Consider the following 20,501-nt stretch of genomic DNA (forward strand, 5'->3'; position numbering starts at 1 on the left):
TGAACCGACCTTTGGTCAAAACATCATTTTTCATTTAATCTGGCCTTTTCCTGTAAGTAGGTTAACAGAAAAATTTAAAGGTATGTAAAGAAAAGTTAACCTAATTGGCTTTGTTAAATTTAGTACGTTCTGTCCGGTGTTTTCCTTTTTTACCTCTGGTTTCAACACCATCCATAACTGCATACGCTAGTTCTAATTCATCCTCAAACATTTTTCCAGCAATTTCATCTCGTTTAAGATGTTGCCATTCTAATTCAATTGGATTCATTTCCGAGCAATATTTAGGAAGGAAAAACATATATAAACCCATTTGTTCCCACTTTGTCCATAATGCCTGAACTTCTTTACAACAATGTATTGGTCCATTATCTTGAACTATGACTCTCATTCGTTTACTTTCAGATGCTTCTTGCGCCTCTTGTTCCATCATTTTGATGTAAGAACTGCGCTTAACTCCTCCAATTACTAGACCATAAATAAAGCTAATTAATGGCTGAAATAGCCCAATAATACTGATTCTGCGTCCACGTCTTTTTGTTTGTTCGAGCTTTTTTTGTTCTCCTTTTTGATAGTATGTATAACCTGAATCACTCCAAGCTGAAAATCCTGATTCATCCAAATATTTTAGGTCTATTTCTCCACTAGCCGCAGCCAGTTCTAACATATCCATATCTGCTTGTTTATTTGCACGAGTCACTGGATCTTGTTTTGCTTGATGACTTATTCTTATCCGCTTCCAAATCACCCCTTTTTTTTTAGTCCCCGTCTGATTGTGTTGGTACTTACTTTTATCCCACGCTCTTTATCCAGTTTTTCTGCTAATTGCTTACTGTTATAAGTTTGTGCTTCTTCTTTCAAGCATTTTTCTAAATATTCAATGTCAGCTTCCACCAATTTTGGCTTTCTCCCTCGACCTGGTAACTCATGGAGTCCTTCTATTCCTTCTTTTTCCCACTTATTCAACACGACTCTTACTGTTTGCTCTCCCCAATCAAAGTGAGCCGCTATTTTTTCCACATACCAACCATCTGCATTTAATCTGATTACTTCAGCTCTATCTTTTACTTTCTGCGGTACTTTCGCTGTTCTCAGGTCAAACAACTCTCTATCTTGTTTTTTTGTCAGGAATATCCTTAACCTTGACCCCATATTTACATCACCCTAATATATGTTTTTCCGTATTTACTTATCTTTACACACCTTTAATTTTTTTTGTTTACCTACTTATACCCCCACGGCTTACAGACACGCTTTGCTGCTACGCAAAAGTTAAAAGACCTTTTTATCTGCTGACTTTTTTGGTCATGAGGAAAGATTATCGTATAACCTCACCCTCTAGCCCCCTTTCCGACTAGAGAAGGGGGAAATTTTCAAATATCTCTCCTTACAGGTGAGAACTTTGGAGAGGGGTTGTTCAGTTTCCATGAAAAGTCAGTTTTATTTGTAGCTTTATCCCAAGGGGAGACGCTGCGCGTAAAGCCCTGCGGGTGTCCTAGACAACGACTTGTTGTCAGATAGTCGGTCACTTCTGCTTAACTACACTAGCACCGAAACGAATGCCTTGAGGCAGGGTTTCTGTTTTAGGCTAAGGAAGCCGACTCACCCTTACGGTCAGCCGCTTTGGATCTACCAACCTCCGACTGCAAAATCATCTGGTGAGTTCTTCTGGGTACAAGCCCCTTCAACTAGCCCAACTTAATAGATTACACCTGATTGGAATTGAGCAACTCTAGGTAATTACGCAACGAGTTTTTGAAAGGCTGGGTGGGAATAACTCTCCACGTAGACCACAAGCGCTACCAAGGGCAACCACAAGTGTTTGATTGTCTAGATTTCAGGTACTTGTTTTACACCATAAGTCTCTGATGTGTAAGTAGGATAAACTGCCCATAAGCCCGATTTTCCTATATGTAGAATCGGTAAAAATCAGGTAAGCAGCTTAACAAGCAGTTAGGGCCAACCTTCTCTCCATTATTGTAGATTTAGTACGTACTACCAGGAAATAAATCCGGATCCAGAATTGGCCAATTAGTATAGCATTTAAACAGTGACCACCTAGAGTTACTCAACCAACAGCTACTGCTACAATCGGGACACAACTGAGTGCTGAGTGCTAATTCCTGAGTCCTGAGAAAGGAAGAAACTTTCATTTTTTCTTTTTTGGAGACACTAGAAAAAGTAGTCCACTTTTCGTAACAAAGCAGATTTAGATTGGTGGCAGTATTATGTTGATGTTAGCTCAATTCCAGAGCTTGTATCCCCACGGCAGTATTATTACTGAATTAGTGCAAATTTTTCAAGGGAAATATATTGTCCGATGCTCACTGGAAATTGAAAATGTTACCCGTGCTACTGGTATGGCAGGGGCAGAAACCGTAGAAGTAGCAGAAGACAAAGCCATAACTAGAGCATTAATGGTTTTGGGCATCAGCAATTCTCCAGAGGGATCGGTAGAAGTTGCTCCCCAAGCAACATCCCCACTACATTTAAATCCGGCCTTGAACACCCCCAAGGTGAAATTTAATGAACCTCGTCAGGCTAGCAATTCCCCCGTTATAGATGAAGACTTTGGCAGTAGCCAGTGGTCAGCACCCAATGACAGAGAAATATCTCTACCGCCTCTGAGCCAACAAAATTTCAACACAGATTCAGGAACAATTCAGGCAAAAAGCGCTGATAACGGCAATACCTACAGCGAAGATTTAAATCAAAATGTTCTTCCAAGTCACAACAGACAGCTAGAATTCCACAACCCAGTTGAAAAACGGGAAACAATACCTGATAATCAGCTGGAACATGAGGCATTTTCGGGAAATTTTGCCAGTAATGTCACACCATTTACACCCCGCAATTATAGTTCACCAGACAATGTGAGTAATCTCACAGGGGTAGGTAAGAAGAATAAGAGTAAGATTCGTGAACCAGTGGATTTGTCTGATGTCATTGCCAAAACGGATGTCGAACTTCAGCGCTTAGGCTGGACAGCAGAACAGGGGAGAGAGCATTTAATTCAAACCTACGGTAAGCGGGGACGCACTTTGCTAACCGAAGAAGAATTGCACGATTTTCTCCAACATCTGGAGTCTCAACCAGACCCAGTAGCGGGATTTTGATCAGGAAGTGGTCTGTGGTCCGTGGTCTGTGGGGAGAAGAGGAACGGGGGCAGGGGGCAGGGGGCAGGGGAGAAGAGGAACGGTTGTTAAGTAACCGGAAGTTTTAAAGTAATTTCTCACTCCCCCTTGCTCCGGTGCTCCGGTGCGCCCCTGCTTCTTCTGGGGAGTGGGGACTTGGGAGTGGGGAATTTTCGCCCCTACCTATTCGGTGTAAGGGCGGGTTTATTCAGAATTTCTACCAACCACAGACTCACTGCTTAAACCCGCCCCTACCTATTCCCTATTCCCTATTCCCTATTCCCTATTCCCTACTGCCTACTCCCTACTCCCTACTGCCTACTCCCTACTCCCTAGTGATTGAGAACAGGAACCGGACGGCTACCAGCAGCGTGACGGTCAATAACTTGGTCAATCAAGCCATATTCCTTCGCTTCCTCTGGAGACATAAAAAAGTCGCGTTCGGTATCTTCAGCAATCCGCTCAATTGGTTGACCAGTATGTTCAGCTAAATATTCATTTAGCCGTTGCTTGTGGTATAGTATCTCGCGCGCTTGAATTTCAATATCAGTGGCTTGTCCCTGAGCGCCACCCAAGGGTTGATGAATCATAATCCGAGAGTGGGGTAGACTCATTCGCTTACCCTTAGCACCAGCACTGAGGAGGAAAGCGCCCATACTTGCTCCTAGTCCGGTACAAATAGTACAGACATCAGGACGGATGTGCTTCATGGTGTCAAAAATACCCATACCAGCCATTACCGAACCACCGGGAGAATTAATATACAAATAAATGTCTTTCTCCGAGTCTTCAGAATCCAAGAATAGCAGTTGGGCAACAATCAAATTTGCAATTTCGTTATCAACCTGTTGTCCCAAAAATATGATGCGCTCACGCAAAAGTCGTGAGTAGATATCAAAGGCGCGTTCGCCTCGACCCGATTGTTCAACAACGATAGGAATCATGCAGCGTGCTTGTAGGTATTTTAATTTTACATCTATCTTATCGGCTTGATACTCGTCCTGCCTAAAGGCTAAGAGATTCTTGCTCACTTCTGAAATCCGCCCACGCCCTGCGCCCGTACCCTTCGGGAAGCTTCTCCCAAGGGAGACGCTTCGCGAACGCTAACGACTGACGCTCACGGCGAAGCCTGTTCCCCTACGAATTCAGTCAACGCCTGATTGCTGTTTTTGACGAAAATTCCGCTAATTTCTCCTCTACTTGATAGATAAAAAAATTATCCTAGGCACTTTTTATAGAAGATAAACGTCTAAAGATATATCGACCTATGGTCAGGGAGAAAAAAATTAAAAAATAAACCAGTGATGTCTACGACAAGACTTTGTTTTGCCGGAAAATTTGTGCATCTACACTAAACCCTAGATATGAGGGTTTAGTACAGACCATTTGACTAAGTGTATTTACAGTAAATTGATGTCAACTATTGGTAACTTCTTAAACATTTTCAGCTTCTTGTTGATTAATGATCCGGTAAATTTTGTCAATTCCGGTAAACCAATAGCAAGGCGTGTATTTACAGAAATCTATCCAACTTGAAGTGCTATTAACAAAGGGATACCTGCCATGCCTGAAAAACTTGTGCAAGCCGCCATAATTACCTTTTTACTCCACCTGATAGCAGCCCTTAGCCCTAATTATCGAATTCAAACAAGGGCAAACTCATCGGCACAGGAAACGCCAGTCACAATTGTGAGCTTACTATTACGCTCTTTCAATTGACACTCCCCGGTCTAAAGAAACGGGGATTCTACTTTCACCCTAGCTACTTGCTCAACCAGGGTTTCCCCAGGTAGAGTAGAGGTTGCTAGTCCAGTAGCGTTACTTTGGGACTGCCCATCCCTAGCTTTTGCAAGATTCAAAATATTTTTGGCAGCATTCACATCTCTTTAAAGCTGTCATAGATTTAGCTTTGGGGGGTATTTATGACCATGTGGGTGGTGGCTTTCACCGTTATACTGTTGATCCCACTTGGATAGTGCCTCACTTTGAAAAGATGCTTGATGATAATGGTCAAATTGTGGAGTATATAGTTTTACAGAATAATAAGACGGTGATTATATAAAAAATGATGAGTATAAAGCATAATCAGTCACTCAGCAGTCTTATTTTGGCGGGTGGAAAGAGTTCTCGCATGGGTGAGGATAAAGCCTTGATTTCTGTTGGGGGGATGCCTTTGTTGCAGTTAGTTTGTAGTGTTGCATCAAGTTGTACAGATAATGTTTATGTAGTCACCCCTTGGCCAGAACGCTATGAACAGTTAGTATTACCTCGTTGCCAATTCATTCGGGAATTACGTTTATCCCCTTCTTCTTCCCACGGACCATTGGTAGGATTTGCTCAAGGGTTGGCGCAGGTACAAACTGATTGGGTTTTGTTACTAGCTTGTGATTTACCTCGGTTACGGGTTGAGGTGTTGCAAGGATGGGCGAGTGAACTTAATAGTGTACCGGATGAAGCGATCGCCACTTTGGTTCATAATACTAAAGGCTGGGAACCTCTATGTGGTTTTTATCGCCGTCGCTGTTTACCACAACTTTTAGATTTTGTCAATCAAGGGGGGCGATCATTCCAGCAGTGGCTGAATCAGCATCCCATACAAGTTTTGTCCTTACCAGCATCAGAGATGTTATTTAACTGTAATACACCAGAAGATTTGGCTTTGCTCAAATAAAAATCTCATTCTCACAAAAATATGGAAAAAAATAATATTTGTCGTCTATAAAACATGAATTTTGGAATTATTACTGTATACTGATTGTATAGCTTTTTTCAATAAACCTTGTATAGATAATAGCGAGTAGAGCAGTCATAGGTTCCTCATGGGATTTTGGCTTGTGTATCTACTCGCATTTTTAATGTCTATGTTTATTCCTTTGCAGAACTCATGGGTTTTTGAGTGACTGAATTATGCTGGGCATTTTGAACACCAGCACTAGTCAGACTGCGGAAATATAGACCTCCGACACTGGCTAAAAATAGAACATAACTGATTGCCTGTAATAGATACAGATGTTCTCTGTAGCCAAACAAAGATTTGAGAATAATACCGGGGAATTGTTTATCTGGTAAGATTGCGTCAGTGTTCCACACCATTGGCCCCAAAATGCAAGAGTGGATTTGGCTAAAGTGATCGTAATATAAACAAATATTTTCGGGAGTGCTACTGCTCAGGGCAAGATTAGCTAAACCTTCATCAAAATGCTTCAACGCAGAAACTACTAACCCAGAAACAATCAACACTAATAAAACGCCCATCACCTGGAAAAACTGGCGGATGTTGATTTTGACACCCAATTTAAATAGTAAAACTCCGATAGCAGCTGCCCCGATTAAACCAGCAATTGCACCTAAAACGGGGAGTAATCCTTGTTGAAAATTCGCAGCAATAAATAAAACAGTTTCAAAACCTTCACGGACAACGGCGATTAAAATTAAACTAAACACGCCCCAACCAGCATTGGAGTTTTGTGTTAGCGCTTGTGTGACTGCTCCTTCAACTTGGGCTTTCATAAATCTGGCTTGTTTAGTCATCCAGATTAGCATCCAACTGAGCATAGCGATCGCCACGATACCAAACACAGTTTCTAGCATTGGCTCAACTACTGTGGTGTATTGAGGATTTACTGCCCCTAGTGTTTGAATTAACCAAGTAAATAACACACCGATGAGGACACTAATCACAATGCCAACAGCAACGCCGGCATATACCCAAGAATTGAGTCGGGATTGGTTGGCTTTTTTGAGTAAAGCTAGGACAATGCCCACAACAAGGGCAGCTTCTACTCCTTCTCGGAGTGTAATGACAAAAGTTGGTAAAGCAGTGCTGAGATTCATGATTAGGGAATGGGGAATAGGAGCAGGGGGCAGGGAGCAGGGGGCGGGTATGGCTACGCCACAATATCATTCAACGAAGAAGGCGGGCAGGATGCCCACCCCACAATTTTAATAAACCCGCCCGTACTACTTTTAGCTGAAGTCGCGGAGCATTTTTTTGAGTTCGAGATTATGCATCTCTTCTTGCCCAATCATCCCACGAGCAAATTCTTCTAGATAAATGCTGGCATTGGTGACAGTTTCTAAAAGACTTTTGTACAAATCCAGCGCTTTCTTTTCATGGGATAAGCTTTCTGCCAAAATATCCTTGACTGTGTGCTGGTAAGTTTCTTCCATTTGGGCAATTTTGAGAGAGGGATGCCCTTCTAAACCGGTGAGAATTTCTCCTACCTGTTGGGCATGAAGTAGAGACTCACTGGCTTGTGCTTTGAAAAAATCTACGATGGGAATGCGATTAGGGCCAGTCACCATCAAGGAATAATGGGTGTAGCGGACTACTCCCGCTAGTTCAAATTCCATGATGGCGTTTAGTAGGTCGATGGTTTTTTCGTTGTTAAGCTCTTGCATCATTTATTTAGTTAAATTTCCGAATGGGGAGTTATCAGTGTTGAGTTAAGAGATATACTTTCTACAGGTATTCAAAGCCCAAGCTATCTACACTGTGAACCGTTAACTATCGCCTCACTTCTCATTCATTCTAAACTCCTCTCTCTGCATCACCAATTAAGTCAATGCGATCGCCCCCGGCGTGGCTTTGCCAATCGCTTACAGCGTGGCTTTGCCAATCGCCTACAGATCGGCTTTGCCTATCACCTGACTTAATTACTGGCTTTTTTGATGATTTTTTGCGAGTTTTCCGCAATAGTTGTTACCAACTTAGTAACATCCTCCGGTGTCTTCGCTGCTGTAGCTGGTGGAATCACGCTAGGCCAAGCTGCTTTAAGTTCAGTGAAACTAGCCTTGATTGCTGCGTCTGCTTCGGGATTTTCTGTGGCTACTTGGCTAGAAATCCCTTGATATAGTTCATTGGCGTAAACTACAAAACCACGGGAATCTTGATATTCAATTGGTTCTGCTATTTTGCTATCTGCGATCGCGGCTGTATATTCGGCGTTAGCTGCATCTAGTAATTCGTTAATCACCTGGAGGACAAATTTTGGTTTTGAGCGTTGTTCTGCGGGTAAAGCGGCGATCGCACCATCAACTGCTTGCATGGAAGTGGTCAGTTCAGTGTTCACTTTGGCATCTTTGGGATTAGATTTGACGAAATTTTCCAAACTCACTAAAGTTGTCTTAAATTCTTTGACTTGACGCTCATTTAATTGGTCTTCTACATCAACATATATCTCTTCAACTGGATGTCCAATATGAGGTTCGGCTTGTTTTGGCTGATTCTTTTCTAGCAGTTCTTGTGCTACTAAAAGATGCCCTTTCATTAAACTCAATTTGGTCATGTAATCCACATCTTTGGCTTCACCTGTGAGTGCTACTTCCTGAACAGTAACCGAGTCTTTGATTTGGTCAAATTCTTCCTGAGTGATGACCTTTTTGCTTACCAAATCTTCCGGACTACCATAGGGACGGTTCGCCTGAATTTTGTTCGATAATTCGGGGATACCTAACTTGGCTTCAAATTTATCCAACTCTGACAAGATCGCAGTGTTGATGTTAATTTGAGATTTACCATCATGACCAACGTGGCTGACAACTTCTGTAGTTTGGGAATCGGGATTAGTGGCTGGCGTGGATGGATTTTCTGCGGTTGGTGTGTTGTTACAAGCACTTAGAGCAACCATGATCGCAGTGGTAACAGTCAAGCTGGCATAACGTAATTTAATCATTTTTGCTCCTGGCAAAATTTTAAGGGTACTCAGGGACTAACAAATAAAAAACATTCCAAAATTTCTTGTGGAGCAGGCATCTTGCCTGCTAATCACCAAGGACGGGCAAGATGCCCATCCCACAATTGGGGATAATTTTTTTGCTGGTGTTCCCTAAATAAAACGATTTACACAACACACAACAGTTTGTATAGATTTTACTGTTGTACGAAATGATATTTTTTGTCAACTAATTGCTGAAATATTCTGGAGAATTTAATGATCTTCCTTAATTTTCGGGACTCAAGTAGCGATGACTTCAAATTCACCCATGCAACCTTTTTCGGCGATCGCATCCTGATGAGGATGAAACATATATTTTCCTGGATACCGAAAAGCAAATTCTAAAATGTGTCTTTCTGCTACACCCATCGTAATCACATCAGTTTTTTCACTGGGAGTCAGAGTCATCCCAGAGCGATAGACATCAAAGAAATTGGCGTGGAGATGAAAGGTTACTGCTGGGTCAAATTCAATAATATTCAGGACATACAGCCGAATCAACTGGTCTTGGTAAATGGGTATGGGATGATGCATATAGTGATCAGGTAAACCGTTGAAGGCGTAGTATTCGTTACGGTTATCATCATTCACGTCATACCCAGCCATAACTAGCACGATCTCATCTGCTGGGGGGCGTGGTGTTGGGGGATCAATAATAAACATCCCATATAGCCCCTTGGCAATGTGACGAGTAACTGGTTCAATATGGCAGTGGTACAAGTGAACACCATAGGGTTCAGCATCAAATTCATAAATTGTGGCGCTACCATGTCTAACTGGGCGAACACCGTCCATTTCCGCCGGATGAGTGCCATGAAAATGTAAAGAGTGAGAATGTCCGGCTTGGTTGAGAAACAGCACCCGCACGCGATCGCCTTGTTTTGCTCGTAGGGTTGGTCCTGGTATTCGACCGTTTAAATCCCAAATATTGTAGGAGACAGCGCTATTGAGTTGAATTGTGGAAGTACCCGCAGTTAATTCAAATTCTCGGATAGTCCGCCCATTTTCTTGCTTAATTGTCCCATAATCAAACTCTCTGAGCATCTTCATGGGGTGAGCAAGGCCTTCAGTTGCTTCCATCTCTATAGACGGTACTCTTACCTTTAAGTTATTTTGTAAATTCAGCAAATGCCAAAGTGCTGCTGTACTCGTCACCCCAGCACCTGCTAACCCCAGTTTCAGCAGTTGGCGACGGCTCCACAGTTTTTCCTGATCGAGAGCAAAGTTGTTGGGCATGACATAATCAGCACAAATAGTAAAAATTTGCAATTACTTTTGTGTATATGGGATTAAAAAGTTATTGTCAATAATTATCAATAATTTGCAAAATCTGCTTGAGCAGATAACTCAAATCCAAGAAAGTCTTATAATTCACTTTGAGAATAATTGGACTTTTGCATGGGGAACTTTTAATTTTTAAATTAAACTAAGTCTTTAATATACATCAATAGGGTAGAAAGATTGTTAAAAACCATTATCACGTCAAAACTTGGCTCACTAATCCTGATGGGGGTTCTCAGCTTTTACATGATTGTGGGAGCATCTAAACCAGCTTATGGGATGCACATTATGGAAGGCTACTTACCAGGGAATTGGGCAATTTTTTGGTGGGTGGTAGCATTACCATTTTTGGTTTTAGGATTGCGAGCGCTAACTCGGATCACCCAAGCCAATCCAGAATTAAAATTACTTTTAGCATTAGCAGGAGCCTTTGCTTTTGTTTTGTCAGCGCTGAAAATACCTTCAGTTACAGGTAGTTCTTCCCATCCTACAGGTACTGGCTTAGGAGCCGTATTATTTGGACCTTTAGCGATGTCTGTGTTAGGTACGCTGGTTTTGCTGTTTCAAGCCTTGCTGTTAGCACATGGCGGTTTAACAACACTGGGAGCGAATGCTTTTTCAATGGCGATCGCTGGTCCATTTGCCGCCTATTGGATATATCATCTGACAAAGGGGCTCACTGGTAAGCCCAGAATTGCCATATTTTTAGCCGCAGCTTTAGCAAATTTACTCACTTACATCATTACTTCTGTACAACTGGCTTTAGCTTTTCCTGCTCCTGTGGGTGGGTTTATGGCATCATTCGCCAAGTTTGCGGGCATTTTCGCTATTACTCAAGTGCCTTTGGCAATTAGCGAAGGATTGCTGACTGTATTGGTGTGGAACTGGTTACAATCTTACACGCCTCAAGAACTGGAACTATTGAATTTAATTAAAAGGGAACCCCAAAGTAATGAGTAAGTCTAAAACAAAATTGAGTAATTGGCTATTGGTAGTAGGAGTGATTACTTTAGCAGTTGCACCCTTAATATTTATCCGGGATGCAGAATTTGGTGGTGCGGATGGAGAAGCCGAAGCAGCGATTGGGGAAGTTCAGCCTGGATATGAACCTTGGTTTAAACCTGTTTTTGAACCGCCTAGTGGTGAAGTAGAAAGCTTGTTATTCACTTCTCAAGCTGCTTTGGGTGCTGGAGTAATTGGTTATGTGATTGGATTATATAAGGAGCGTAATCGACAGACAAGGAATAAAGGATGACGCTGCAAATAGATACTCTGGCTTATACTAATCGGTTGCGATGGTTAGCACCAGAGCAAAAATTATTATTTGCGATCGCCTTATTAATTCTCACAGCCTTTGCTCATCCCCCAATCCAAATTATAATTGCTATTTGGGTGAGTAGTTGGACAGTGATTTATGCCAAAATTCCCCTAACAATATATCTAAAATTAGTTTATATTGCTATTTTGTTCTGGTTAACAAGTTTCCCAGCTTTAGTAATTAATGGTATAGATATTAATTATTTAAATTTGATCCAAGATGATGCAATAATTGGGTTGAATGTTGGTGATTATTATATATATATTAGTCATTATGGAATAGAGCAAGGATGGACAATTTTAACACGAGCGATCGCTTCACTTTCTTGCTTATATTTTGTCATGTTAACTATCCCATTTACTGAACTTTTACAAACCTTGCGCCGCTTTGGTTTTCCAGTGATATTAACAGACATTTTATTATTAATGTACCGTTTTATTTTCGTCTTATTAAACACAGCTTCCGAAATTTGGTTTGCACAACAGTCTCGTAGTGGCTACCGCACTTTTAGCATTGGGATCAAAAGTTTATCGCTATTGATTGGACAACTACTCAGGCGCACCCTAGAGAACTATCGTCAAGTCTCTTTAAGTTTAGCTTCACGGGGTTTTAATGGCGAATTTAAAGTTTGGCATCCCCATCGTTATAATTTCTCCAAACGCTACGCCATAGAAGCAATTATCGGATATGTAGTTTTAATAGTATTAGAATGGGGCTAGAAACCGCAGGGCGTTCGTCAAAAGTCAAAAGTCAAAAGTCAAAAATATTTATTATTATCCTTTTGTTGTTTCGTTGTTTGCCTACTTATCAAGCCAATTTAGTAAGGGATTGCTCTGATAACTGATAACTGATAACTGATAACTGATAACTGATAACTGATAACTATGCAGCAATCTTTACTAGAATTTGAGCAAGTAGATTACACTTATCCTGGTACACAACAATCAGTTTTAAATAATTTAACACTGAAGATACCATCAAAAAAGAAATGTGCATTAATCGGTCAAAATGGTTGTGGAAAAACCACACTATTTTTATTAGCTAATGGTTTATATAAACCCCAAAAAGGAAATCTTAAATGGCAAGGAAAGCCGCTAAAATATGACCGTAAATCTTTGCTGGAATTACGCCAAAAAGTCGGTCTAATTTTTCAAGATCCAGAGCAACAATTGGTAGCCTCGACTGTTGAAGAAGATATTTCTTATGGTTTGTGTAATATGGGATTACCAACAGCAGAAATTCAACAACGCGTTGAGCAAGCCTTAGTTGAGTTTGGATTAACTGAATTAGCTCAAAGACCTGTACATCATCTCAGCTTGGGACAAAAAAAACGAGTTTCTATTGCTGATGTCATGGTGCTTAAACCAGAACTGCTATTACTAGATGAACCAACAGCATATCTAGATAGGTTGCATACCCGTAACTTAATGGCGACCCTAAAAAATATTCATGCTTCTGGAACAACCATATTAATGGCAACCCATGACCTGGATTTAGTATATCGTTGGGCAGACTGGGTGTTTGTCATGGATAGAGGACAACTTATGTTAGAAGGAAATCCCCAGGATGTCTTTAAGCAACGCGAAATGCTGGAAGAACTACAGTTAGGAGTACCACTAATATATGAAATGTTATTTACTGAAGAAATAGCCGAACAAAGACAACTTTGGGAACAACTGCACCAGAAAATATTAAAATTATTCCCTTATTTTTAGCCCAAATAAATTATCTATATTCTCCTAGAAATATATTCAAAAAAAATATCGAAAAGGGTGCGGTACAACATGAGATATCTAGCCCCAATTCATTGCAGATATCATTCAAAATAATTCTCTTTCCAAAGCGACATAGCTAATTAAACTGAGAGGATGTTTGAAAAGTCCTATTGTCGGTAGCAAAACATTATAGATCCCCCTAAATCCCCCTTTTTAAGGGGGACTTTAATTCCAATTCCCTGCTTCTACAAGTGCCTAAAATTACAGCCGACCAGTTTTCAAGCAACCTCTGACAATGGTATTTTTACTCATCTGTCCAGTTTCAGAAATAAAATTAAACATTACGATAAATAAGTATATTATTTAACGAAAAATTTATTGTTTAGATTCCCGGAATCACAGGATAGAATCCCCTTAGAGGGCATTGCAAAAGCAAGAGAAATTTTGTTTTCTATTAATGTGATGCCGTAATTACATTGTTTACAATGTGTGGGTCAACACATTCAATACAGGGTACATAATGCATATTCCTGATGGATTTCTTTCAGTTCCCGTAGCTGGGGCGACGAGTTTAGTGAGTGCTGTAGCACTGGTTGTGGCTTGCGGGCGATCGCAAGAAGCTTTTGGTATCCGTCGCGCCCCCATACTAGGCTTAACCACCGCTTTTATTTTTGCCGCTCAGATGGTCAATTTTCCCGTAGCAGGAGGCACTAGCGGTCACTTATTGGGGGGAACCTTAGCGGCGATAGTTTTGGGCAGTCCCTGGGCGGGAATGTTATGTATTGCCACAGTGTTCATTATTCAAGCTGTGCTATTTGCCGATGGTGGAATCACAGCCTTGGGAGCAAATATTTTAAATGCAGCCGTAATTTCTGTTTGGGTGGGCTGGGTGTTAACCCAAACCTTACAACGGCTATTTGGAGGCTCTAAAGGTCGCTTACCTCTGGCGGCTGGTATTGCTGCTGGTATCAGCATAGTTGTGGCATCTGTGGCTTGTGCCATTCAGTTAGTGCTTTCTGGAACAGCATCCGCAGGTATAGTTTTACCAGCTATGGCAGGAGTACATATTCTGATTGGGGTTGTGGAAGGATTGATTACTGGCGGTGTGGTAGCTTACCTAGCGACAGCCAGACCAGATTTACTTCCAGGGGAGGAGCAGAAATTTCAAGGATGGTTAGTACCTGTGATCAGCATTTTATTAGTTGCTGGTGTGTTATCTTTGGTGGCTTCAGGATGGCCTGACGGTTTGGAAAGAGTTGCAGAAAACGTAGGTTTTATAGATTTAGCCGAGCAAGTGCGAATAGAAGTGCCAACACCCTTAGCCGACTACGAAATTCCATCTTTAGGACTAATTGGTACGAGTATTGCGGGTTTGGTAGGATCTGTGGTGAGCTTTGGTGTAGCTTTTGGAATTGCCAAGGTAATGAAACCCAAAAATGCTTAAAATTGCTTTGCCGTTACGCTTGCATCTGTCTTTAGTAATTGTGGTAGGGGCAGCTTTATTAAACTATGATGCTTGGCTTTGCTTGGGCGTATATGGGGCGATCGCTGTTTTTTGGGCAGTATCTTTACGTGTACCCATTCCCCAGTTAGCAGGGCTACTCGGTACTGAATTAATTTTCCTCTCATTTATGGCATTACCCTTGGGATGGGAACGAGCGAGTTTTTTATTGGTGCGTTCCTTGGTTTCTCTGGTTACCATGAATACTTTTTTGTTAACTTTACCTCCCCATAGTTTCGGTATTGCCTTGAAAAGTTTACCCGTACCCGCACCTATTAAGGCTAATTTATTATTAGCCGGGCAGTACCTAGAAATTTTGCTCGATGAAGTTACACGAATGCAGCGCAGCGCTCAATTGCGGGGTTTAAATGGTGCGGTGTCATGGTTGCGCTACACCAGTGCGGCGATGATTGGAGCCTTGTATCTCCGCAGTTTAGATAGAGCAGAGCGTGTTTATGCTGCAATGGTAATTCGTGGTTACAATGGGCAGTTACCTGTAGATGCAACATTCAAACCAAAAGAGCGTTTTGCCTTATTAGTAGCTTGGGCGATCGCAGCGTGCTTGACCATAACTTCTTACAAGATTACCCGGTAAGCGTAAAGCTCAGTGTCTTTAGACCTGAGATATAAGCGACACGGGCAGTTCGACTTCGCTCACTGACCACGAATTTATTCGCCTAATTCATTGACTGGTAACAGTAGATGTGATAGAGTCGCAAGAATTCTAGAATTTAAGTATAACTAAACGACGTAAAAACTTAACTTATGTGGTTGAGTGCGTAGTCATACCTAACGGTATTACAGTTTAGGAAAGCTAAATTTGGGGAAAAATGAAATGCTAAAATCGAGTACGGTAGGGATCCGGTCATTAACGCTTTAGGAGAATCGACCTCTGTTTTTGTTGGAGTAATCCAGCAATTGTAAGTTTGCTCATTGATTAAAGAATCTCAGGTCTAAAGACGCTGAGAGTGTCAAAAAATTTAGTGCAGCTATCTTGAAATCTTTGACTTTTGATCCCCAAGTTCCCACAGATAAACGTGTAGTTGAGGTACAAAATCTGGTATATGCCTATGCTAACCAGGAACCAGTATTGCAAGAACTTTCCTTTACCTTGAATGCAGGCGATCGCGTGGCGTTAATGGGTGCAACTGGTTCTGGTAAAAGCACCTTATTGGAAAACCTGATGGGTTTAAAACAACCCCGTTCAGGGAAAATTTTGATTAATGGTATCCCCATAGAACCGAAAACGCTCCCCCAAGTGCGGCGTTACATTGGTTTTAGCTTTCAAGATGCCAATGACCAACTATTTATGCCCACCATCTTAGAAGATATTACCTTTGGACCACGCAATTACGGTGTTCCCCCAGCCATAGCTATTGATCGCGCCAGGGAATTATTAACAGATTTTGGTCTAGAAGCCTACGCTCACCGTTCCGCTCATGAACTTTCTGGAGGACAAAGACGACTTGCGGCTTTAGCGGCGATTTTAGCCCTAGATCCGACAATTCTGATTTTAGATGAACCAACTAACGGACTTGATCCCGCATGGCGACGGCACTTAGCGCAAGTATTATTAAAGTTGCCAGTGCAGGTAATGTTAATTGCTTCCCATGAATTACATTGGTTAGGAAAAGTGACTCAACGTGCTTTGGTGCTATCTGGTGGACGCATTCAAATAGACAGTGAGATTCAAGCACTTTTGCAAGAGAAAGATACTTTAAACCAGTTGAATTTGCCAGTTGATTGGTGATTAGGGAACACCAGAACATAAATTAGGGACTTCCAATTAAAAAAACATTCCATCGCTGAGGTAAGCAGGGGAGCACCGGAGCACCGGAGCAGGGGGGATAAAGAACAAATATGGTCTGATGAAATGGGGCAATTTATTTTCTGGACATCCCTTATTCTATTTTGTGGGAGAGGGCAAGGACTGCCCGTCCGTGGCTTAGGAGCAATTATTAGCTAAAATTGTTTGGGTTTTACAGGTGTTGAGGAATTATCTGTGTGGCGTAAGTTGATTGTGATGGCTCCTGTGAGTTTGAGTATTGCTTTACTGGTTAGTAGTTGTGAGGATAAAGTTACCCAATGTCAGCGACTAATTCAGGTGGTGAATGCCGGGAATTCTTTGATTGAGCAAAATAAAGGAGAGCAGGTGGTAACTAGTTTGCAACTCTCAAAGGATTTGCAAGTGATCACCAAATCTTTAGAAGAACTGAATTTTTCAGACCCAAATCTCCAAGAATTTCAAAGCAGTTTTGCCAGCATATTCGAGAATCTTAGTCAAGCGATCGCTAAAGCTTCTCTTGCCCTTGGTGTCGCTAAAAGTGCGGAAGCATCTCCAACGGGTAGGGAAAAACTCCAAAAGGCGAGAACAGAAATTGATACATCTCTCACAGCAGCTGAAACTGCTGCTAAAAAATCGGATACCTTAGCAGAAGACTTGAATAAATATTGCGGACAGTCCCAGTAAATATATTTATTGCTGTTCGGGCGGGTTTATGAAGAATTTCGACAGACAACAGACTGACTGTCAAAACCCGCCCCTACTCAGTTTCTACTCAGCATTTTACTGTATGGGCAAATTATTTGGGTCGATACCTTGCGATCGCAAATAAGCCATGAGCCGTTCTTTTTCTTGGCGTTCCTGTTCAGCACGTAGGCGTTCTTGTTCCAGTCGTTCTACAGCCCAAGGTAACAAGTTACCACTCTGATCCCACCAGCGCAACCAATAACCTGTTCTAGCTTCTTTTATACCTTGCCAAGTACCCAAAAATAAGTTCATCGCCGAAACCCAATGAAAACCATTTTCATCGGGTTGTTTTAATTCGTAGCGACCATTTTCCAGGTGATAAAATTCCAGCAAACCACCATTGGGATCAAAAATTACATAGACAGGAACCTGTAAGATTTGCTCGTAAAAAAACCATTTTCCTGGCGGATAGGTTCGCTTGACAGAATATTCTTCCCCGTCGGTGTCCGATAGAAATTCCATCACCACTGCGGGAACATCACCTTGTAAATTCGGTGTATAGCTTTTGCGATCGCCTAAAACTTCATTTACAGTAGAAACATAAACCCAATCTGGTGCTTTAACAATAAACTGCCCGTTTACAGTTGCACAAAGACCAAAATTGGAAGCAATCAACATCTGCGGTTGGATGAAACCACTAATTTCTAGGCTTTCCCGCAAAGCACCAGCCAAGATTGGCTGACCTGTATTTTCCACTGGTTCATCCTCTAGTTGAAAATCCTCCGGTAAGGCTTCCCAAGAGATTACCGGATGTTGTAGCTCTTTGGTCTTACCCAATTGTGTCGCCATAAAGACTGCCTTTTATGGATTTGTGTCTATTGTATCGTTGCCAATGCTGCCAAATTGCGATCGCTGAAAATGTAGCATTGATTTTCTAGCTATACTAGTTATTTGGTGTAGATATTCTCAAATTAGTAGTAACCATTTTTACACTCAAATTCTCATAGTCAAATTTTGTCCTTCATACGCCTAGCGAGTCACCAACTATGAAAGAGGAATTGATAGCCACATTTTTACAAATCTTACGCTTTAATATGCGTTGGATGACTTGGAATTTATTTCTGGCTTTTATACCTTTAGCTTTGAGTGTTTGGTTATTTCGTATTAAACGCCGACGTTCTGGGGTTTGGTGGCTAGGATTCCTGGTTTTCTTTGCGTTCTTACCAAATGCCCCTTATTTATTAACCGATATAATTCACTTTATAGAAGATATCCGTAGGATTGAATCTGTATGGATGATTACCTTAGTCCTAATTCCTATTTATCTGCTGGTGATTTTGGCTGGGTTTGAAGCTTATGTAATTTCCTTAATTAATTTAGGTTACTATTTACATCGGATAGGTAAAAATCAATGGATTTTGGCGGTTGAACTAATTACCCATGCACTTTGTGCGGTTGGTATTTATTGGGGTAGGTTCTTACGTTTCAATAGTTGGGATTTCGTGACTCAACCGGATGCTTTACTAACCAGAGGTATAGAGGAATTGCTTGGTAGACAGCCTTTAATAATTATTGCTATCACCTTTGTGATCCTGCTAGGTTTGTACTGGATTATGAAACGAGTATCTTTGGGGTTTGTTATGCAGCCACAAAATGGGATAGGTATTCAGGCACAACGAACTAATACTCAGTAAACCAAAAAGTTTTTAAGAGAAGAGCGATCGCTAATTTATCTTGGTTCAGACGATTGGTTCAGACGATGTATGATATATTACTCAATATATCATTAATGCTTATACTGTTGTCAAATATTTCCCAAAATGAAATGATGAAAGTAATGTCTAGCATATTGACGGAAAAAATTGAGCGTTTCATCAGAAGAACTAGCTTTAACAGACTCAGAAACCCTGGAGGAGGTTATTAAATGTTTAGGAGAAAATTTGGCAATTGAAACTCAAGGGGTATGCGATCAACAAACTTTATTCGAGATTCTCATCAAGGCAGCTAGCAAATGTATCACTTTCATCGTCACATTTAGATTCATCATCAATTCATCTGCATGGGGAATATAAATCAAGCTTACCAGAAGTAATATTTGAAAATCCCACAGCGCTTTCAGTCGATTCATTTAGTTACATCTAATGACCAAATTCAAATCTCTAATCAGAATAAAGATAGAGATTTTATTCTGAGACTATTACCATCAGATTGTCTTCATTACTATAAATTTGTTACCTAACTATTCTCGGAATTGCGTATTTAATTAGTTATTTGATTTTTGATTAATGGGCTAATTAATGTAACAGTTAGTTCTCAATTAATATGTTTAAAATCTAGGTTCATCGCTTGTATATATTAACAAAATTGCTAATTTAGAGATTTAGCATAGACATTTATCTATCAAATAAGAATAAAGTTAGTTCTCATTCTTATTGCTACTTATTGACAATACATTCTGATGCCATTTTGTCATATTAATGACTGCTCAAAATCTTTTCTCCCTACAAATGTCTGATTTTATTCTTGGTTTACATTTTGCTTTCAGTAATTACCGCTTGTGACAGTTGAAGGTGCAGAATGTGGGTTCTAATAAAACTTTAGCTGCTTTGATTGCCGATTCCTGATTATCTACAGGAAAACCCGCCAATTGTCCTGCTTCTACTTCATTGGGTGTAATAATATCGACTAATTGGTATAGTTCATCGGGTAAATTCGCTTGTGCGGGTGCGGGATCTAAAATTACTTTGATATTTGCTTCTTTCGCTGCTTTGGCTGCTGCTACTACGGCATCAATGGGAATTTCTAGTTGTAAAAGTAGTGCTGTAGCTGTTGGTAACAAGTGGGATAATCGCTCTATGTCTTCTGAATTAACGCGTCCGTTTGCACCAGGAATTACAAGAATTTGATTTTCACCTGTGTTATCTACGGTGATAATAGCAACTCCAGAATTCACGGTTTCATCTATGAAAATATTTTCAGTCTGTACGCCAGAAAGTTGCAAATTACGGACAAGTTCTTCACCAAAACTCTGTCCGCCTACACGTCCCACTATCTGAGTAGGAATTTCTAATCTCGCTAATGCTACTGCTTGATTTGCTCCTTTACCTCCTGGTATTTTGAAGAAGTCTTCTCCTAATATAGTTTCTCCTGCAATTGGTAATCTCGATGTGGTTGCTACTAGGTCTATGTTGATGCTGCCGAAGACAAGAATGGTCATGATATCAGGATTTTATTTTTTAAACGCAAAGTTACGCAAAGGTTAACGCAAAGGGACGCAGAGTTTTAGTTTTTAGGCGAATGAACCTGTGATGTGATACTACATCGACGATACCCTGAATGTGCCATTTATGGCTAAATTGACGAATAAA

General features: G+C 40.9%; 20 protein-coding genes and 2 pseudogenes. 14 read left to right on the plus strand and 8 right to left on the minus strand.

From position 1 onward, the window contains the following. Positions 1-100: 100 nt before the first annotated feature. Positions 101-1,149 (minus strand): IS630 family transposase gene (locus NSP_RS24910; RefSeq protein ID WP_231859466.1). Its coding sequence is split into 2 segments (ribosomal slippage): positions 101-754 and positions 757-1,149, totalling 1,047 coding nucleotides; the frame shifts between segments, so codons are not numbered across the junction. 1,082 nt (positions 1,150-2,231) lie between these two features. Between NSP_RS24910 and NSP_RS22400 the strand changes: the two genes are divergently transcribed. Then, on the plus strand, positions 2,232-3,113 hold the full coding sequence (locus NSP_RS22400; RefSeq protein ID WP_017804439.1) for a hypothetical protein: 882 nt from the start codon (positions 2,232-2,234) through the stop codon (positions 3,111-3,113). 350 nt (positions 3,114-3,463) lie between these two features. On the opposite strand, the gene clpP is transcribed toward NSP_RS22400, so the two are convergent. Further along, positions 3,464-4,075 carry an ATP-dependent Clp endopeptidase proteolytic subunit ClpP gene (clpP, locus tag NSP_RS22405; protein WP_017804440.1) on the minus strand — a complete coding sequence of 204 codons (612 nt, stop codon included), beginning with the start codon at positions 4,073-4,075 and terminating at the stop codon, positions 3,464-3,466. A gap of 619 nt (positions 4,076-4,694) precedes the next feature. Here clpP and NSP_RS26415 point away from each other — a divergent pair. The 3 genes from NSP_RS26415 (at position 4,695) to NSP_RS22415 (ending at position 5,802) form a co-directional block, all read left to right on the plus strand. After that, on the plus strand, positions 4,695-4,850 hold the full coding sequence (locus NSP_RS26415) for a hypothetical protein (protein WP_173403318.1): 156 nt from the start codon (positions 4,695-4,697) through the stop codon (positions 4,848-4,850). A gap of 127 nt (positions 4,851-4,977) precedes the next feature. Beyond that, positions 4,978-5,193 (plus strand): hypothetical protein, encoded by a 216-nt coding sequence (locus NSP_RS22410; protein WP_006198335.1) that lies wholly within the window; start codon positions 4,978-4,980, stop codon positions 5,191-5,193. Between the two features lie 6 nt (positions 5,194-5,199). Beyond that, a complete protein-coding gene (locus tag NSP_RS22415) occupies positions 5,200-5,802 on the plus strand; it encodes a molybdenum cofactor guanylyltransferase (RefSeq protein WP_017804441.1) in 603 nt (200 codons plus the stop codon). 194 nt (positions 5,803-5,996) lie between these two features. Here NSP_RS22415 and NSP_RS22420 read toward each other — a convergent pair whose 3' ends face one another. The 4 genes from NSP_RS22420 to NSP_RS22435 all read right to left on the minus strand — a co-directional run bounded on the left by NSP_RS22420 (position 5,997) and on the right by NSP_RS22435 (position 10,084). Continuing rightward, a complete protein-coding gene (locus NSP_RS22420; RefSeq protein ID WP_006198333.1) occupies positions 5,997-6,965 on the minus strand; it encodes an FTR1 family iron permease in 969 nt (322 codons plus the stop codon). A 132-nt stretch (positions 6,966-7,097) separates the two neighbouring features. Then, entirely contained in the window at positions 7,098-7,532 is a 435-nt protein-coding gene (locus NSP_RS22425; RefSeq protein ID WP_042202860.1) for a ferritin-like domain-containing protein, read from the minus strand. 251 nt (positions 7,533-7,783) lie between these two features. After that, a complete protein-coding gene (locus tag NSP_RS22430; protein WP_006198330.1) occupies positions 7,784-8,806 on the minus strand; it encodes a ComEA family DNA-binding protein in 1,023 nt (340 codons plus the stop codon). Positions 8,807-9,088: 282 nt separating this feature from the next. Beyond that, on the minus strand, positions 9,089-10,084 hold the full coding sequence (locus NSP_RS22435) for a multicopper oxidase domain-containing protein (RefSeq protein WP_017804442.1): 996 nt from the start codon (positions 10,082-10,084) through the stop codon (positions 9,089-9,091). Between the two features lie 270 nt (positions 10,085-10,354). On the opposite strand from NSP_RS22435, the gene NSP_RS22440 reads away from it, so the two are divergent. The 8 genes from NSP_RS22440 to NSP_RS22475 all read left to right on the plus strand — a co-directional run bounded on the left by NSP_RS22440 (position 10,355) and on the right by NSP_RS22475 (position 17,133). Beyond that, positions 10,355-11,089 carry an energy-coupling factor ABC transporter permease gene (locus tag NSP_RS22440; protein ID WP_006198328.1) on the plus strand — a complete coding sequence of 245 codons (735 nt, stop codon included), beginning with the start codon at positions 10,355-10,357 and terminating at the stop codon, positions 11,087-11,089. Then, entirely contained in the window at positions 11,082-11,384 is a 303-nt protein-coding gene (locus NSP_RS22445; protein ID WP_006198327.1) for an energy-coupling factor ABC transporter substrate-binding protein, read from the plus strand. Before NSP_RS22440 ends, NSP_RS22445 begins: the two co-directional genes overlap by 8 nt. Further along, entirely contained in the window at positions 11,381-12,166 is a 786-nt protein-coding gene (gene cbiQ / locus NSP_RS22450) for a cobalt ECF transporter T component CbiQ (RefSeq protein ID WP_006198326.1), read from the plus strand. Before NSP_RS22445 ends, cbiQ begins: the two co-directional genes overlap by 4 nt. Positions 12,167-12,331: 165 nt before the next feature. Then, the gene (locus tag NSP_RS22455; protein ID WP_006198325.1) at positions 12,332-13,162 is read left to right on the plus strand and encodes an energy-coupling factor ABC transporter ATP-binding protein; all 831 of its coding nucleotides are present in this window, start codon (positions 12,332-12,334) and stop codon (positions 13,160-13,162) included. 520 nt (positions 13,163-13,682) lie between these two features. Beyond that, positions 13,683-14,606, plus strand: coding sequence for an energy-coupling factor ABC transporter permease (locus NSP_RS22460; RefSeq protein ID WP_006199269.1), 924 nt, complete (start codon positions 13,683-13,685; stop codon positions 14,604-14,606). Beyond that, the gene (locus NSP_RS22465) at positions 14,599-15,258 is read left to right on the plus strand and encodes an energy-coupling factor transporter transmembrane component T family protein (RefSeq protein WP_006199268.1); all 660 of its coding nucleotides are present in this window, start codon (positions 14,599-14,601) and stop codon (positions 15,256-15,258) included. The genes NSP_RS22460 and NSP_RS22465 overlap by 8 nt, the downstream gene beginning before the upstream one ends. Positions 15,259-15,657: 399 nt before the next feature. Next, a complete protein-coding gene (locus tag NSP_RS22470; RefSeq protein ID WP_017804444.1) occupies positions 15,658-16,413 on the plus strand; it encodes an energy-coupling factor ABC transporter ATP-binding protein in 756 nt (251 codons plus the stop codon). A 222-nt stretch (positions 16,414-16,635) separates the two neighbouring features. Continuing rightward, on the plus strand, positions 16,636-17,133 hold the full coding sequence (locus NSP_RS22475; RefSeq protein ID WP_006199224.1) for a hypothetical protein: 498 nt from the start codon (positions 16,636-16,638) through the stop codon (positions 17,131-17,133). Positions 17,134-17,229: 96 nt separating this feature from the next. Here NSP_RS22475 and NSP_RS22480 read toward each other — a convergent pair whose 3' ends face one another. Further along, the gene (locus tag NSP_RS22480; protein ID WP_006199221.1) at positions 17,230-17,982 is read right to left on the minus strand and encodes a Uma2 family endonuclease; all 753 of its coding nucleotides are present in this window, start codon (positions 17,980-17,982) and stop codon (positions 17,230-17,232) included. 197 nt (positions 17,983-18,179) lie between these two features. On the opposite strand from NSP_RS22480, the gene NSP_RS22485 reads away from it, so the two are divergent. Both NSP_RS22485 and NSP_RS22490 read left to right on the plus strand, forming a co-directional pair. After that, a complete protein-coding gene (locus NSP_RS22485; RefSeq protein ID WP_006199220.1) occupies positions 18,180-18,827 on the plus strand; it encodes a DUF1361 domain-containing protein in 648 nt (215 codons plus the stop codon). 168 nt (positions 18,828-18,995) lie between these two features. Beyond that, positions 18,996-19,142, plus strand: a pseudogene (locus NSP_RS22490) (ISH3 family transposase); the annotation flags it as partial. Between the two features lie 575 nt (positions 19,143-19,717). Here the strand turns inward: NSP_RS22490 and NSP_RS22495 are convergent. Further along, positions 19,718-20,350, minus strand: a pseudogene (locus NSP_RS22495) (ribokinase); the annotation flags it as partial. Positions 20,351-20,501 lie beyond the last annotated feature (151 nt).

The sequence above is a fragment of the Nodularia spumigena CCY9414 genome (assembly GCF_000340565.2).
GTDB lineage: Bacteria > Cyanobacteriota > Cyanobacteriia > Cyanobacteriales > Nostocaceae > Nodularia > Nodularia spumigena.

What these genes read in the sequence shown, in the direction of transcription:
- NSP_RS22415 (WP_017804441.1), top strand. Translation starts at nt 5,200, where the DNA reads ATGAGTATAAAGCATAATCAGTCACTCAGCAGTCTTATTTTGGCGGGT.
- NSP_RS22430 (WP_006198330.1), bottom strand. Translation starts at nt 8,806, where the DNA reads ATGATTAAATTACGTTATGCCAGCTTGACTGTTACCACTGCGATCATG.
- NSP_RS22445 (WP_006198327.1), top strand. Translation starts at nt 11,082, where the DNA reads ATGAGTAAGTCTAAAACAAAATTGAGTAATTGGCTATTGGTAGTAGGA.
- NSP_RS22400 (WP_017804439.1), top strand. Translation starts at nt 2,232, where the DNA reads ATGTTAGCTCAATTCCAGAGCTTGTATCCCCACGGCAGTATTATTACT.
- NSP_RS22425 (WP_042202860.1), bottom strand. Translation starts at nt 7,532, where the DNA reads ATGCAAGAGCTTAACAACGAAAAAACCATCGACCTACTAAACGCCATC.
- NSP_RS22480 (WP_006199221.1), bottom strand. Translation starts at nt 17,982, where the DNA reads ATGGCGACACAATTGGGTAAGACCAAAGAGCTACAACATCCGGTAATC.
- cbiQ (WP_006198326.1), top strand. Translation starts at nt 11,381, where the DNA reads ATGACGCTGCAAATAGATACTCTGGCTTATACTAATCGGTTGCGATGG.
- NSP_RS22440 (WP_006198328.1), top strand. Translation starts at nt 10,355, where the DNA reads ATGGGGGTTCTCAGCTTTTACATGATTGTGGGAGCATCTAAACCAGCT.
- NSP_RS22420 (WP_006198333.1), bottom strand. Translation starts at nt 6,965, where the DNA reads ATGAATCTCAGCACTGCTTTACCAACTTTTGTCATTACACTCCGAGAA.
- NSP_RS22435 (WP_017804442.1), bottom strand. Translation starts at nt 10,084, where the DNA reads ATGCCCAACAACTTTGCTCTCGATCAGGAAAAACTGTGGAGCCGTCGC.
- NSP_RS22460 (WP_006199269.1), top strand. Translation starts at nt 13,683, where the DNA reads ATGCATATTCCTGATGGATTTCTTTCAGTTCCCGTAGCTGGGGCGACG.
- NSP_RS22485 (WP_006199220.1), top strand. Translation starts at nt 18,180, where the DNA reads ATGAAAGAGGAATTGATAGCCACATTTTTACAAATCTTACGCTTTAAT.
- NSP_RS22455 (WP_006198325.1), top strand. Translation starts at nt 12,332, where the DNA reads ATGCAGCAATCTTTACTAGAATTTGAGCAAGTAGATTACACTTATCCT.
- clpP (WP_017804440.1), bottom strand. Translation starts at nt 4,075, where the DNA reads ATGATTCCTATCGTTGTTGAACAATCGGGTCGAGGCGAACGCGCCTTT.
- NSP_RS22465 (WP_006199268.1), top strand. Translation starts at nt 14,599, where the DNA reads ATGCTTAAAATTGCTTTGCCGTTACGCTTGCATCTGTCTTTAGTAATT.
- NSP_RS26415 (WP_173403318.1), top strand. Translation starts at nt 4,695, where the DNA reads ATGCCTGAAAAACTTGTGCAAGCCGCCATAATTACCTTTTTACTCCAC.